This window comes from Paraburkholderia sp. BL25I1N1, from assembly GCF_003002025.1.
Taxonomy (GTDB): Bacteria; Pseudomonadota; Gammaproteobacteria; order Burkholderiales; family Burkholderiaceae; genus Paraburkholderia.
The window spans coordinates 22755-37745 of record NZ_PVZB01000034.1 but is presented as its reverse complement, the minus strand read 5'-3'; the positions used below and the strand labels follow the sequence as shown (position 1 = coordinate 37745).

The following is a 14991-nucleotide window of genomic DNA, read 5'->3' as shown; positions in this document are numbered from 1 at the left end:
GCCGACATCGCACCCTGTGCAATCGCAATCTCCTCGTGCGTCAACGGCAACCGGCGCCCACATGCGCAGCCTCCCGGCAGCACCTGGGCGATCACCTGCCGGTTCGGGTGTTCGAGCAGCGGGACGAGGTGGTCGGCCTCGCCCACACCGGCCAGGCAAACCTAGCCGTTGATGACCTCGACGTTACGGCCGCCCTGCGTCATCTTGACCAGAACTGCATCTGCCGCGCCCGATGCATCTGCTGTGTCTGCCATGGCCGCGCTCTCCTCGTCAGCGAATGATGTCGTAGCTGTAGTCGGTCTTCGCCACGTCGATCGTGTTGGCGTCGAGCGCTTCGAAGAACTCGTCCAGCAGCGTGACCAGCACCCGCAACGCACCTTCATAGCCCCAGGTCGGGAAGCGATGGTAATGGTGGCGATCGAAGATCGGGAACACCATGCGTATCAGCGGCGTTTTGGTATCCCGCTCGAGATATTTGCCGTAGGTGTTGCCGATCAGGAAATCCACCGGCTCGGTAAACAGCAGTGAACGCATGTGCCACAGATCGCGTTTCGGATACATCTTGCAGCCGGCGCCGTAGGGCGACGCGTCGAACAGCGCCTGCACCTTCGCAGCCCAGGTTTCGTTGCCGTTGGTCGCCAGCACGTGAGCCGGCTCGGCGCCGAGTTCCAGCAGGAACTGCGTGTAGCCCAGCATCTGGTCCGGGTCGCCGTAGAGTGCAAAGCGCTTGCCGTGCAGGTGAGCCTGGCTGTCGGCCATCGCATCGACGAGCTGGCCTCGCTCCTTCTCCAGTTGCGCCGGAATCGGCTTGCCGGTCACGCGCGAGATTTCCATCAGGAACTGATCGGTGCCCGCGACGCCAACCGGCGAGTTCAGCACCACCACTTCCTGGCCATGCTCGCCAATGAACTTGCTGGTCTTTTCGCAGCAGTATTCCTGGAACACGAAGGTCGCCTTCGCGTTCAACGCGCGCTCGACTACCTCCTTGGTCGTGCCGCCTTCGTACATCCGGAACTCGCCGTCGGTCGGCGTATTCCACGTTTCGGATGGGTCGCAGATGATGTTCACCGTCACGCCGAACAGATCGAAGATGCGGCGAATTTCCTTCATGTTGCCGACCACATAGCCGTCGAAGCCGCCGATGAAGTTGACGCTGTCGTCGGGCACACGCTCAAGCGGCGTCGCTGTGCCGGCCTTCCCGTCCCAGAAGTGCCTGAGGATGCCGAGGAGCGCGTTGTCGTAGCCGGTCACGTGGCTGCCGACGAAGGCCGGCGTGTGCGCGAACGGCACGTCGTAGTCTTCCGGCACGCTGCCCTTCTGCTTGCTGTTCTTGATGAGCGCGTCGAGGTCGTCGCCGATCACTTCCGCCATGCAGGTCGTGGAGACCGCGATCATGTCGGGCTTGTACAGGTTGTACGCATTTGCAAGGCCGTCGATCATGTTGTTCATGCCGCCGAACACCGCCGCGTCCTCGGTCATCGACGAGCTGACACACGAGGTCGGCTCCTTGAAGTGACGCGAGAAGTGCGAGCGGTAAAACGCTACACAGCCCTGCGAGCCATGCACAAAACTGAGCGTCCTGTGAAAGCCGATGGCCACGTACACAGCGCCGAGCGGCTGGCAGGCCTTGGCCGGGTTGATGGTGAGCGAGTCGCGTGCAAAGTTCTTTTGCCGGTAGTCTTCGCTCTTGGTCCACTCGACGATCTGCTTGACCTGCCCGTCTGAATGGTTGAACTCGAAGTTTTCCTTTTTCGCGCGGAAGATTTTCTGGTATTCGGGCTCACGGAACAGGAGTTCCTGATCGAGAATGTGGTCTGCGGATTGGGGCACGGGATGCTCCTGACATTCAATTCAATGGCCTGCTGGCCGGTGATCAGTCCGGTGACCGGTACGGTGGCCGGCGCTTAGGGGTTTTTCTTCCAGGGCGCCTTGGCGAGCCCCCACACCGGGCTGGAAATGGCCATGTCCATGTCGCGCGCGAAAATGGCGTAGCCGTCGTAGCCGTGATATGGACCGGAATAGTCCCAGCTGTGCATCTGGCGAAACGGCACGCCCATCTTCTGGAACACGTACTTTTCCTTGATGCCGGAACCGACCAGATCGGGCTGGACCTGTTCGACGAACCTCTCAAACTCGTAGCCGGTCACGTCGTCGTAAATCAGTGTGCCGTCCTTCACGTAGTGCGTGGTGCGCTGATAGTCGTCGTTGTGGCCGAATTCGTAGCCGGTGCCGACCACGTTCATGCCGAGGTCTTCGTAGGCGCCGATCACGTGGCGCGGACGCAGGCCGCCAACGAACAGCATCACGGTCTTATCCTGCAGGCGCGCTCTGAACTTCGCGTTCACCGCATCGACCAGTGGACGATACTTGGCGATCACCGTCTCCGCGTTGGCTTTGATGGTGTCGTCGAAGTGGCTGGCGATCTCGCGCAGGCTCTTCTCGATCATCGACGGGCCGAAGAAGTTGTATTCCGTCCACGGAATGAAGTACTTCTCTTCCATGTGCCGGCTGATATAGTTCATCGAGCGGTAGCAATGCAGCAAATTGAGCTTGGCCTTGGGCGTATTCTCGAGCTCGGCGATCGAGCCGTCGCCCGACCATTGCGCGATCACGCGCAGGCCGATCTCTTCGAGCAGAATCCGGCTCGACCAGGCATCGCCGCCGATGTTGTAATCGCCGATGATCGCAACATCATAAGGCGTCGAAACAAATTCGGGCCGCTTGTCCGGATCGGCCTTGTCGAATATCCAGTCTCGAATCGCATCGTTAGCCAGATGGTGGCCCAACGACTGGCTGACGCCGCGAAAGCCTTCGCAGCGCACCGGCAAAATGGTGTGCCCTTCATACTGGGCACTCTTCTTCTTCGAGACGGCCTCGATGTCGTCGCCGATCAGGCCGATCGGGCATTCACTCTGGATCGAGATGCCCTTGTTCAGCGGAAACAGTTCCTGAATCTCGTCTATGACCTTGTCGAGCTTCTTGTCGCCGCCGAAGACGATGTCCTTTTCCTGGAAGTCCGACGTGAACTGCATCGTCACGAAGGTGTCGATACCGGTAGTGCCGATGTAGTAGTTGCGACGCGCGCCCCACGAGTACTGGCCGCAACCGACCGGACCATGACTGATGTGGATCATGTCCTTGATGGGCCCCCAGACCACGCCCTTCGAGCCGGCGTACGCGCAACCGCGAATCGTCATCACGCCCGGCAATGACTTGATGTTTGATTTCACGCCACAGTCGGGCTTGCCGTCCTCGAAGGTGCCCAGATGCTTGGCGCGCCGTTTGGCCATTTTCTCCGGATAGGCCGTCAGCACTTCATCGATCAAGGCCTTGTTCGCGGCCTTGCGCTCTTCAACTGTGACGCTCATGGGAATGCTCCATAGGGTGGGTATCAAGCCTGGCAGCGGGTAGCCGGCACGGCCCGGTTCATCGCGTGAAGAAGAACACCGTGCCGCGCGCAGCGGCGCTCGCTTAGGCGGTCAGTTCCGCTGCAGGCTTGCCTACTTGCGATTCATCGATGGACGTCATGATTCCGTGCTCCATTAACAGGTCTTCCAGTTGATCCATCGTGATCGGCGTCGGGATCGTGCCGTTGCCCGCGTTGTTGTGCACCTTGGTGGCGAGCTGCCGATACTCTTCCGCCTGTTTGGATTCGGGCGCGAACTCGATCACCGTCATGCGGCGCAGCTCGGCGTGCTGCACGATGTTATCGCGCGGCACGAAGTGGATCAGCTTCGAGCCGAGCATCTTCGCCAGCGCTTCGGCGAGTTCGAGTTCCTTGTCGGTCTGACGCTCGTTACACACGAGCCCGCCGATCCGCACACCGCCGCTGTTCGCGTACTTCAGAATGCCCTTTGAAATGTTGTTGGCCGCATACATGGCCATCATTTCGCCGGACATCACAATGTAGATTTCCTGCGCCTTGTTCTCACGAATCGGCATTGCGAAACCGCCGCACACCACGTCGCCGAGCACGTCGTACGACACGTAGTCCACGCCGTCATAGGCGCCGTTTTCTTCGAGGAAGTTGATCGACGTGATGACGCCACGGCCCGCGCAGCCGACGCCCGGTTCCGGGCCGCCGGACTCCACGCAACGGATGTTGCGGTAACCGATCTTCATCACGTCCTCGAGTTCGAGGTCCTCCACCGAGCCGGCTTCGGCCGCTAGCGACAGGATGGTGTCCTGCGCCTTTGCATGCAGGATCAGGCGGGTAGAGTCCGCCTTGGGATCGCAGCCGACGATCAGGATCTTCTGCCCGAGTTCAGTCAGGGCTGCCAGGGTGTTCTGCGAGGTGGTCGACTTGCCGATGCCGCCTTTGCCATAGAACGCGATTTGCCGAAGTTTAGACATTGCATTTCTCCATTCAGGAAGAAGGGTTGAAACCAGGGTTGCGTAACCGCGACCATGTCAGCCTGTCGTGCCTGTATGGGTCTTCTTATATCGAGTCACGCATCGGCCGGACCTGTGTCCGCGCTGGACTCCAAATGCAGCTTCTGTGCCACGTCACCAGCGGTACTGCGTCGCGTCCGCCCCGCCGCGCTGCGGCGGTTGGTTCGGGACTTTTGCGGACTCCTCCTGTGTCTTGTCGATTTCGCGACAAACCACGCGAACTTCGTCGCCAATGAAACCATTCGGCGCGTTTGTCGTGCGATTTCTGTCGCATTGGCCTGCGTGCAGCCGGACAATCGCCGGGTTGCCGCCTGGTTCGGTTATTGCGTTGATGGCACCATGGACACACCAGCCACCCAACCTTCGCGACCCGTGCCGCGCGAGACGCACTTCGACCGTCTAGGCGGCGAGACCGACGTCAACCGCCTGGTCGACGCGTTCTATCGGCACATGGATACGCGGGCCGACGCGCAGCGCATTCGCGCGATGCATCACCCGGACCTGTCTTCGACGAAGGCCGTGCTGGTGCTGTATCTGTGCGAATGGCTCGGTGCCGACAAGCGATACTCGGCACAGCATGGCCAACCACGGCTGCGCACGCGTCATGCCGCATTCGCGATCGGCACCGCCGAACGGGATGCGTGGCTAGCTTGCATGCGCGCCGCGTTCGACGAGACAGGTGTCGATCCGGCGCTGCGCGACGAACTGATGCAGGCTTTTTTCAAAATCGCCGACCGGATGCGCAACACGCAGACGTGAATCCCTCTTCAACTGTTCAACCCAAGGATCTGTGATGACCGAAACGCTCGCCCACAAGGAGATCGACGACACCGCGTTCGCCCGTCTCGAACATGAAGGCCGTCTGCTCAACCCGGTACTCAAGGGGCTGACGAACAAGTTCGGCCGGGTCGGCTTCCGCGGCGAACTCGCGCTGCGCTTTGCCCCGAAGCTCGCCGACGAAGCGCGGCCGCCGGAGCTGACCTGCGATCAGGTGATGGCATGCGCGACGATCGGCCATAAGCACTTGCCTTTCTTCGCCGGGTATCTGCTGAGCTTCGAGCATCTGAAGGACGTGGCCGAGGTGCTCAGCGACACGCTCTCGGCGAGTGGCAAGTACTTTCTTTTTTGCGACAACATCGACCTGAGCAAGCGATATCAGGTGCCATACAAGGGCGCGATGTTCTATGTGCTGCCGATTCTCGAGTCCACCGTCTACAACGAGATGCTCGAACTGCTGTACCTCGAAAAGAATGAATTGAAGAAGAAGGACTCAGGCGGCAAAGTGGATGCGGTAGCGGACGCGGCCATCAAATTCGAGGTGACCTTCGACACGATCACCTACAGCGAAGGACTTGAATTGATGGGGCCGGTGCGCAACCCCAACGAGAACCGGCCCGTCTGAAGCGCGGATCCCAACGGCTGCCGCCCGTGCGGCTGCGCCAACCGATGTTCCCTTGCACCCGAAGGCGACCATAATCATGCATACCGACACTGCTTTCGTCGTCCGCGAACGCCTAGCCTCGCGCGTTGTCCAGAACGCCGATGCACAACTCGAAACGATCGTGCCCGCCGCACTTTCCACCTGGCTGACGTACCACGGCTTCCCTGCTCCGCATTCGCGCTGCGTGAACGGCGAAACGCCGTTGATGCGCGCCGCGCAGCATGGCGAGGACGCGGTGGTCGAAGCGTTGCTCGCACTCGGCACACGCGTCGACGCGCTCGATGACGACGGCAACCATGCGCTCTGGTTCGCGTGCCTGCACGGCGGCCCCGCGACCATCCTGCAACTGATCGACGCCGGCGCGCCAATCGACCATGTGAACGACGACGACATCACATGCCTGATGCAGGCAGCCGCGAGCGCTCGCCTCGACGTCCTGCAGATGCTGCTTGCGCATGGGGCGAACGCAGAACTGTGCGCACCGGATGGCCGCAGCGCACTCGACATGGCAGCCGACCTCGGGCTGCAACTGCTGCTTGCTTTCGGATGACAGGCTTTGTTAGCGAGTCTTACAGTAACCGTCAAACAGTGTCGGCATCGGCATCAGATGGACGCGCTCCTGCTCGAACACGTCGGCGACGCTCAGGTACGATAGTCCGGATGCTGCACCTGATCCCACAACGACCGGCACCGGTTCGCCAGCCATGCATTCAGATCAGCGAAACTGCCGAAGCGTTGCGCACGCGCCTCAATCCAGATGCGCAGACGGCTGTCCTGCACGTTCTTCTCGACGACGCCTTTCTCCCAGCCACTGGCGACGTTGCAGAAGTCCGGATCGAACAGGTAGTGCGAGCACATCACTGCGAAACGCGGATTTGCTGTGCGACCCTTGCCTTTGTGAACCTTGTCTACGGCCGTTTCCATAGTGTCGTAGATGCCCCAGCGGTCCACCCCGCCGAAGGCCGCGAACGAGCGCGTATGGGCATCGAACAGCATCTCGATCTCGTGCCCCTGGCTCGGATAGGCAACCAGCCAGAACGCCCGCGACGCACATAGCTTCATGTGCGACACCGGCAGCTTGCGGTAAATGCCGCCGACAACCAGTCCTTCCTCGGACCAGTCAAACTGGAATGCCTCGCCCAGCTCGAATCGCAACGGCACAAACGCCGACTTCGAAACCGCCTTGCCTTCGCCTTGCTGCCAGCCCCGGATGAAATCGGTCACCCGCGAGTAACAGCCGTCGTAGCCGCCCGCCTTGATCTCCTGAAACAGCATCCAGGCGGTGCGCCGCTCCTTCTTCGACCGCCGCGCGTCGACACTGAGCGCCTGCACCAGCGCCTCATGAAACGGCGTCAACCGGGTCGGCTGGGAGCGCCGCTGATACTTCGGCTCCTCCTGAACATCCATGTTCAGATATTTACTAATCGTGTTGCGCGACAGGCTTGTGAGACGTGCTATCTCGCGTACCGACTTGTTCTGGCGGCGGAACATCCGCCGCACCTTGCCAATCATCGTCATCGGGATCATCCCCAAACACCCTGCCAGAAAAACTAGCAGGATAGGTTGATTGCCCGGCTCAATTTTCAGTCGGCGCGATCCCTACACGTGGCCGAATTTTCGGTCGGCGTAAACACGGTATGTTCACCCCAAGCCCCGGTGGCACGTCTTGAGATGCGTTCAGTATGGCACGCTGGTTACCACTCATCGGTGGCTTCCGCCACCGATTGAGCAGCGCGAAAGCTTCGAACTATCAGGAAGCGTCGGCCTGTAGAACGCCGAGCATAGCGATACAAGTGGTTAAACGAAGCTCAACGACGGAGGGAGACGGGTCCTGATTGAGATCGTTAATAATCACGGTGAAGTCTGCGGCAGTGTCATCGATCGCGGTCTTCAGATTTGTCAGGTCGCTAAGGCTGGAGGCCTCGGCGGTGGCCAATGTCTTGCACGCCGTGACCAAACCCTGCAGCACGCCGATCTGACTCGATAGCGAGTTGATGCGATTCTGAATCGCCGCAGCATCGCTTTTCCATTTGAGATAAAGACCAAGCGCAGCCGTAAGGCCCGGTAGACCGAATGGCCCCAGTGCAAGGAGATAGTAGTAACGCTTTTGTGCGGCAGCCAATTGGCCCCGTGCCGCGCCTTCCTGTGCCTGCAAAGTCGTCATCTGACTCTGGATAGAGCCTTCGACGTGGGCTAGCTGCGTAAACGACGACGACATGAGAGCCGCGGCAGCGTTCGATTGGGTCAGTAGTGATGTCGCGCTTCGTTGGTACGTACTGATGGTGGCAGCGACGCCCGAGACAGTTTTGGCTATCGAGCCCGGACTTGCACCTTTTTTAAGGTCAGCGAGCGCACCATTCAGCGCGGTGATTGCCGAACCGGTATAGCCGAGCAGGGCCGTCTGAAAAGGAGCGGCGTCCTTCAGAATGCCGATAAGAGAATTGCAGACGGAGTTCTGAATTGGCACCCCGTCGCCGGGCAATCCTTGGATGGACCGCAATTTGGAGACACTACTGTTCAGGGCGGCCAAAGTCTGTGAAAAAGGACCCATGTTGTCTCTTTCCTTCGTTGTGGTATGACGGGGCCGCCTCCGTTGGAATCAATCCCGACGGAGGCCGCACGGGCTAGCGGATCGCGTTACGCCACTCCTGCTGAGGCGGGCAGATTGGCGACCTTCGCGATGAGATCGCTTACGGTCTGATGCGCGGCGGCCGATTGCACGGTTACGCCAGCCATTTGGCCCTTGACCGTCTGGATGTCCGCCAGGAGCGTCCCGATTTCGCCGTTTGCCGCGTTTATGAACAGGGTGCGGATCTCGTCCGCACTCGAAATCCCCTTGTTCAAATCGGCGATGATGTCGCCCAGATCAGATGTGATGCTTTCCCACGCGTTTGCCATCGCCGATGCTGCAGTAATGGCACCATTGACCTGCGTGGAAAGTGATGTGTAGCCGCCACTAATCGCCGTAGCGAGCTTTACCTCTTCCTTCAGGTCCGCTTGTTCGGTGAGCAGCGACGCCTTCGCCTTATTCGCTGCGACGAGCCCGGCTGCCGCGCCGGCTTCACCGAGGACTCCCGCCAAGACAATGCCAACGCCGCCGACGCCTGCACCGGTAGACGCGCCAGCGGTGACAAACTCAGCGCTCGCCCCTACGCAGATGACAAATACGCCGCCTACGACAGTCAGCCCGCTCAGAACGATTCCGGCGATTGCGCCGTCGATTTCTGCCTGAGCTTTGCTGAGTTCCCCTATGATGATGGCGAGAATCCCGTCTGCTCCGCCAACCGCACTATTCATATTGGTAACGGTGGTTGTGAAGTCCGCTGAGTCCGTCGTTAGATTCGCGCCAAGCGTCTGGAGGTTGGTGACAATCTGGTTCGCGGCGCCTTGGTATTTCACCGACTCCTGCTGCACCGCCGTGAGGGCGACTGTCCACTCAGCAACAGTCGAGCCTGCCGGCAGGGTCGCCGGTAGTGCTTTGTTGAGCTGGTAGTAGTTGTCGATGTTTGCCATGTTTTCGATCAGGCTGGGCTGCAGCGTGTCCAGATAATAGATCGCATGGTCTTTCGCGGTGGTGAGCCCGTCGTTGATTTGTGTCTCGTATTGCGACAGACCGTCGATGCCAGAAAAATCCACCTGGGGCTGTTCGAGAACGCTATTTACATAGGTTTGAACGGTCAGGGCAGCACACATTTGCTGAGTGTTTGCCTCGCCAATTGCTGTCGCATTTCCGCTGATATCCGGCATTTTTACCCTCGTGATTGAATTCAAATTGCATTGAACGCGACCTGAAGTGGCCGCACGTAACGAACGCCGAGCGAAAGCACGGAACCCCGAGTTGCGGGATTAGATGAAGGCCCCCGAGCGAACCGCAGTGTTCGTATTAATCGTCTTCCCGGCTTATGGTAGTGCTGGCCTGCAGGCTTTTTTTTATGCGTTACGGCTTGCACTGATTCCCTGCAAAGCCAGAAGGCTAATAGGGCGAATTTTGCCGTACGGTGTGACATTTTTCTTACGACCGATTCAATTACTAAGAGGGACGTGCGTCGCGCGACCAGCGAAGTCGGTCCACTGATCAGTCGAAAAATCGTATAGTTTGCAGCCTCGTGCGGTGTCGAAGTACCAATGCCACGAAAATCGCTGCACGACGATCCGTTCCGGAAGCATCGCTTCGAGGGTTCGCTGAGCACCGACGAGCCCGTATAGAGGCAGACTCATGTCGACGTGATGCGCGGTGTGCTCCATGATGTGATGAAACAGCGCGCCAAAACGCCAGCGAAAGGTCAAGTGCACCGTCGTGGATACGAACGGATCCGAACGCCCCCATTTCACGCGATCGTCGTACCAGCGGATTTGCGGATGCGTGTGGTGCGCGTACACGACGAAACCCACCATCGCGAACCAGAACAGGAACGGCACCCCGAACCCGCATGCGATTGACGGGAACACCCCCCGCTGCGTCGCGCGAGCGATCCACGCGAGCGCGCCGATCCACAGCAGTGCGAACACCGATACCAGCGTGCAGTCACGGAAAAACACGGGGCGCCGCGTCGGCATTGCGGCCCGCGACGGGAAAAACATCTTCGTCCACCAAATTTCGATCATGTAGTGGAGACCGGGCGTCCAGCCGCTGCGATAGATACGTTCCAGTGCGCGCCGTGGCCCACTCAAGGCGCGATATTCCTGGATCGTCAGCGGTGCCCACACAAAATCGACGCCTTTCAGGTTCGTGTAGCCGTGATGCACCACGTTGTGACCCACTTGCCACAGGCTGTACGGCGTGAGCGACGGCAGGAAGGCGATCCGGCCCAGCCAGCGGTTGAGCGTGCGGTGCCGGGTCAGGCTCTCATGACATGCGTCGTGACCGATGACGAAGAGCCGTCCGATGACGAAGCCCGCCATGCATCCGAATACGGTCTTCAGCACGAACCCGTGCGCGAACACGCTCGCGGCGAGCGCACACAATAGCAAAACGTAGTCGAATACGAGCAGCAGAAGCGCGTAGGCGGTGCGGCGTTCGGCGAACGGTGTCAGCCACGAGCGGATGACCTTGCGATGGGGCAATGGTCATTGGCGGGAACGGGGTGATTCGGACTGTTCATGAAGAAGACCGGTAGAGCGGTGCAGCACAACACCACGCACGCGGCCAACGGCTACATGCCGTGTCCGCGATGATGTGACCAGACCGTTTCGCGATGGTGGCGAGTCAGCGCGACATCATGTTCATGCTGACATTGTGCATTACCCAGATCGTGCCGAAGATCAGGAACAGCGCGGCGAGCGCGGTGTAGCATAACGCCAGCCCGTTCCAGCGCTGGCCGCGCGACAGGTCGAGATGCAGGAACGTCACCAGATGCACGATGATCTGCACGAACGCCAGCAACGCGAGCGCCATAATCGCGGAGCCGGACGGCAGCAACCGTTGCGTGACGATCGAGAATGAGCCAGCCGTCAGCGCCACGGCAAGCACGAAACCGGTGATATAACCGGCGACGTCACCACGCGAGGCGGTCGTGGACGTCGAGTGTGAATGGACCATTTAGAGCATGCTCCCGAGATAGACAAACGAAAACACGCAGATCCACACGATGTCGAGGAAGTGCCAGAAGAGGCTCAGGCATGTCAGACTCGTGAGGTCGCGACCGGACAGTTCAGGCGAGCGGACGACATGCACGGCGAGCACGGCCATCCAGACGAGGCCGGCTGTTACGTGCAGGCCGTGGGTGCCAACCAGCGTGAAGAACGACGACAGGAAGGCGCTACGACTGGGCCCGGCACCGTCGGCGACCAGGTGCGAGAACTCGCGCAGCTCTAACGCGAGGAACAGCGCGCCAAGCACGAACGTCACGAGGAGCCAGCCGATCACGGCACCACGCCCCTGGCGCTGCGCGCCGAGCATCGCGAAGCCGTAGGTGGTGCTGCTCAGCAGCAGCACGCCGGTTTGAAGTGCGACACCCGGGATGTCGAACAGGTCCCGTCCTGACGCGCCACCCGCGAACTCGTGCGCCATTGCGGCGAACACGGCGAACAGCGACGCGAACAGCATGCAGTCGGTCATCAGGTACAGCCAGAAGCCGAACACGGTGGGCGTTGGGCCGTGCTCAGCGCTCGACCTGCCGTGATGGACGAGTGATGCAGATTGCGACATGGATCAGGTCTCCGCGGATTCGGGTAGTTCAAGGGCGGCCGGGGTGGGTGCGCTGCCGCGTCGTGCTTCGATTTCGCGCACGCGCGAGGCCGGAATCACGTAGCCATGGTCGTCGCGGAAGCTACGCGCGATCAGCGCGGCGACGATCGCGAGGAAGGCCAGCACGGCGAGCCACGTGATGTGCCAGACGCCGGCGAAGCCGAGCACGAGGCTGAATGCGCCGATCAGGAAGCCGTCCGCGGTATTCGACGGTAGGTGGATGTCCTCGTAATGCGCCAGTGCGGCATTTGCTGCGCCGCTTTCCTTCATGTGCGCGAACGCGTCGAGCTGGTCGACGACCGGTATGCGCGCGAAGTTGTAGACAGCGGGCGGTGACGAGGTGGCCCATTCGAGCGTGCGGCCGTTCCATGGGTCGCCCGTCAGGTCGCCGTATCCCGGCTCGTTGCGATGGATCACGCTCACGACGACTTGGGCGATCTGGTGCACGACACCGAGTGCGATCAGCACCACGCCGCATGCGGCGACGAACAGCCAGGGATGCCAGGTCGGGTTGTCGTAGTGATTCAGGCGCCGGGTCATGCCCATGAAGCCGAGCACGTAGAGCGGCACGAACGACACGTAGAAGCCGACGAACCAGCACCAGAACGCCCGCTTGCCGAGCTTCTCGTTAAGCTTGAAGCCGAACGCCTTCGGGAACCAGTAATGGAAGCCTGCGAGATAGCCGAACACGACGCCGCCTATGATCGCGTTGTGAAAGTGCGCGATCAGGAACAGGCTGTTGTGCAACACGAAGTCCACACCCGGGATCGCCATCATCACGCCCGTCATGCCGCCGATCGTGAACGTGACCATGAAGCCGATCGTCCACAGCACGGGTGCGGTGAACTCGATGCGACCGCGGTACATCGTGAACAGCCAGTTGAAGATTTTCACGCCCGTGGGGATCGCGATGACCATCGTCATAATGCCGAAGAACGCGTTGACGTCCGCGCCGGAACCCATCGTGAAGAAGTGGTGCGCCCACACGAGGAATGCGAGCACCGTGATCGCGCACGACGCGTAGACCATCGTTCTGTAGCCAAACAACGGTTTCTTCGCGAAGGTCGCGATCACTTCCGAGTAGATGCCGAACGCGGGCAGCACGAGGATGTACACCTCCGGGTGGCCCCACGCCCAGATCAGGTTCAGGTACACCATCGCGTTGCCGCCGAGCTCGTTTGTGAAAAAGTGCATGCCTGCGTAGCGGTCGAGGCCGAGCAGTGCGAGCGTCACGGTTAGGATCGGGAACGTTGCCATGATCAGCACGTTCGAGCACAGCGCGGTCCACGTGAACACCGGCATCTTCATCAGCGTCATGCCGGGCGCGCGCAGCTTGACGATCGTCACGAAGAAGTTGATCGCGGTAATCAGCGTACCGACGCCGGAGAGCTGCAGACTCCAGATGTAGTAGTCGACTCCGACGCCGGGACTGAACTGCAGCTCCGAGAGCGGTGGATACGCGAGCCAGCCGACCTGCGCGAACTCGCCGATCACAAGCGACAGATTGATCAGGATCGCGCTGATCGTTGTCATCCAGAAGCTCAGCGAATTCAGGAACGGGAAGGCGACGTCGCGCGCGCCGATCTGCAGCGGCACGACAAGATTGAAGAGGCCGACCATCAGCGCCATCGCCATGAAGAAGATCATGATGACACCGTGCGCGGTGAATATCTGGTCGTAGTGGTGCGGCGGCAGGTAACCGGGGCCATGAAACGCGATCGCGAGCTGAAGCCGCATCATTATGGCGTCGACAAAACCGCGCACGAGCATCAGCACCGCGACGATGATGTACATGATGCCGATCTTCTTGTGATCGACGCTTGTCAGCCACTCGGTCCAGAGCCACTTCCAGCGGCCGAGCTTCGTGAGCGTGACGATGACCGCCAGCACGATGAGCGCCATGAACGCGGCCGCGCCCATGATGACCGGCTGATCGAATGGAATCGCGCCGGGCGTGAGTTTTCCAAACATGGCTTACTCCGTGGTCTGCGTGCGACAGGAGGCGTCGCGGAAGGCCGTGACGTTGCCGTTGTTGTATCGGGCAACGATGTTGCGGAACAGGTACTGGTCGATCGATGAGAAGTAGCGTACCGACTGCTTCTCGCTCGGCTTCGCGACTTCGGCGTATTCGTCCATGCTCAGGCGGTCCGGCGAAGCCTTGACCTTCCGCACCCATGCGTCGAAGTCGGTGGCGCTCGTCGCGAGCGTGCGGAACTTCATGTCGGCGAATCCCTTGCCGCTGAAGTTGGCGGACATGCCTTCGAAATTTCCCGGTGCATCCGCGACCAGGTGCAGACGGGTCTGCATGCCGACCATTGCATACACCTGGGTGCCGAGTTGCGGGATGAAGAATGAGTTCATCACCGAATCGGACGTGATCCGGAAATTCACCGGCGTATCGACTGGCACGGCGAGCTGGTTCACCGACGCAATGCCGAGGTCCGGGTAGATGAAGAGCCACTTCCAGTCGAGCGCGACCACCTCGACGTCGATCGGCTTCACGCTCGACTGCAGCGGCCGGTACGGGTCGAGCTCATATGTGGTCCGCCAGGTCAGGATACCGAGGTACAGGATGATCAGGGCGGGGATCGTCCAGACGACGATCTCGATCGCCGTCGAGTGCGCCCATTTGGGTGCATAGACCGCGTGACGGTTCGACGCACGGTAGCGCCACGCGAAGAACAGCGTCAGCAGGATCACCGGGATCACGACGATCAGCATCGCCCACGTGGCAGTGGCGATCAGCGACTTCTCGGCCGCGCCGACGCTCCCTTTTGGATCAAGCACAGTCAGATCACATCCCGATAGACAGGCGCTCAATGTCGTGACGATGGCTATCGGCCGTTTCCTTAAGGCTTTTCTGTCTGTCATAGTGGTTAAGTCCGGATTGTGGCACTTTTGACCTGAAGCTGGCTTGACGCATGCGGCATCACACTCGCAGCGTCATGGTCCGACAACCGGCCAGCTTTGT

At 60.3% G+C, this 14991-nt stretch carries 12 protein-coding genes and 2 pseudogenes; 3 read left to right on the top strand and 11 right to left on the bottom strand.

Annotated elements, in window-relative coordinates:
* Window positions 1-270 precede the first annotated feature (270 nt).
* The 3 genes from nifK to nifH all read right to left on the bottom strand — a co-directional run bounded on the left by nifK (window position 271) and on the right by nifH (window position 4353).
* The gene (gene nifK, locus B0G73_RS35235) at window positions 271-1830 is read right to left on the bottom strand and encodes a nitrogenase molybdenum-iron protein subunit beta (RefSeq protein ID WP_106285691.1); all 1560 of its coding nucleotides are present in this window, start codon (window positions 1828-1830) and stop codon (window positions 271-273) included.
* A 74-nt stretch (window positions 1831-1904) separates the two neighbouring features.
* Window positions 1905-3368 carry a nitrogenase molybdenum-iron protein alpha chain gene (gene nifD, locus B0G73_RS35230; RefSeq protein WP_106285690.1) on the bottom strand — a complete coding sequence of 488 codons (1464 nt, stop codon included), beginning with the start codon at window positions 3366-3368 and terminating at the stop codon, window positions 1905-1907.
* A 103-nt stretch (window positions 3369-3471) separates the two neighbouring features.
* The gene (gene nifH / locus B0G73_RS35225) at window positions 3472-4353 is read right to left on the bottom strand and encodes a nitrogenase iron protein (protein ID WP_018423167.1); all 882 of its coding nucleotides are present in this window, start codon (window positions 4351-4353) and stop codon (window positions 3472-3474) included.
* Window positions 4354-4731: 378 nt separating this feature from the next.
* Between nifH and B0G73_RS35220 the strand changes: the two genes are divergently transcribed.
* The 3 genes from B0G73_RS35220 (at window position 4732) to B0G73_RS35210 (ending at window position 6383) form a co-directional block, all read left to right on the top strand.
* On the top strand, window positions 4732-5151 hold the full coding sequence (locus B0G73_RS35220) for a group II truncated hemoglobin (RefSeq protein ID WP_106285689.1): 420 nt from the start codon (window positions 4732-4734) through the stop codon (window positions 5149-5151).
* Window positions 5152-5185: 34 nt separating this feature from the next.
* Window positions 5186-5794: a hypothetical protein gene (locus B0G73_RS35215; RefSeq protein WP_106285688.1), complete on the top strand. Its 609-nt coding sequence runs from the start codon at window positions 5186-5188 to the stop codon at window positions 5792-5794.
* 76 nt (window positions 5795-5870) lie between these two features.
* Entirely contained in the window at window positions 5871-6383 is a 513-nt protein-coding gene (locus B0G73_RS35210; protein WP_106285687.1) for an ankyrin repeat domain-containing protein, read from the top strand.
* A gap of 24 nt (window positions 6384-6407) precedes the next feature.
* Here B0G73_RS35210 and istA read toward each other — a convergent pair.
* From istA to cyoA, 8 genes and pseudogenes are all read right to left on the bottom strand, one after another.
* A pseudogene (gene istA / locus B0G73_RS35205) lies at window positions 6408-7351 on the bottom strand (IS21 family transposase); the annotation flags it as partial.
* 232 nt (window positions 7352-7583) lie between these two features.
* The gene (locus tag B0G73_RS35200) at window positions 7584-8384 is read right to left on the bottom strand and encodes a hypothetical protein (protein WP_106285686.1); all 801 of its coding nucleotides are present in this window, start codon (window positions 8382-8384) and stop codon (window positions 7584-7586) included.
* 86 nt (window positions 8385-8470) lie between these two features.
* Entirely contained in the window at window positions 8471-9580 is a 1110-nt protein-coding gene (locus B0G73_RS35195; protein ID WP_106285685.1) for an HBL/NHE enterotoxin family protein, read from the bottom strand.
* Between the two features lie 297 nt (window positions 9581-9877).
* A pseudogene (locus tag B0G73_RS35190) lies at window positions 9878-10935 on the bottom strand (fatty acid desaturase); the annotation flags it as partial.
* A gap of 104 nt (window positions 10936-11039) precedes the next feature.
* The gene (cyoD, locus tag B0G73_RS35185; protein ID WP_106285683.1) at window positions 11040-11372 is read right to left on the bottom strand and encodes a cytochrome o ubiquinol oxidase subunit IV; all 333 of its coding nucleotides are present in this window, start codon (window positions 11370-11372) and stop codon (window positions 11040-11042) included.
* Entirely contained in the window at window positions 11373-11981 is a 609-nt protein-coding gene (gene cyoC / locus B0G73_RS35180) for a cytochrome o ubiquinol oxidase subunit III (protein WP_106285682.1), read from the bottom strand.
* Window positions 11982-11984: 3 nt separating this feature from the next.
* Window positions 11985-13991 (bottom strand): cytochrome o ubiquinol oxidase subunit I, encoded by a 2007-nt coding sequence (cyoB, locus tag B0G73_RS35175; RefSeq protein ID WP_106285681.1) that lies wholly within the window; start codon window positions 13989-13991, stop codon window positions 11985-11987.
* A gap of 3 nt (window positions 13992-13994) precedes the next feature.
* On the bottom strand, window positions 13995-14891 hold the full coding sequence (gene cyoA, locus B0G73_RS35170; RefSeq protein WP_166679197.1) for a ubiquinol oxidase subunit II: 897 nt from the start codon (window positions 14889-14891) through the stop codon (window positions 13995-13997).
* Between the last annotated feature and the right edge of the window lie 100 nt (window positions 14892-14991).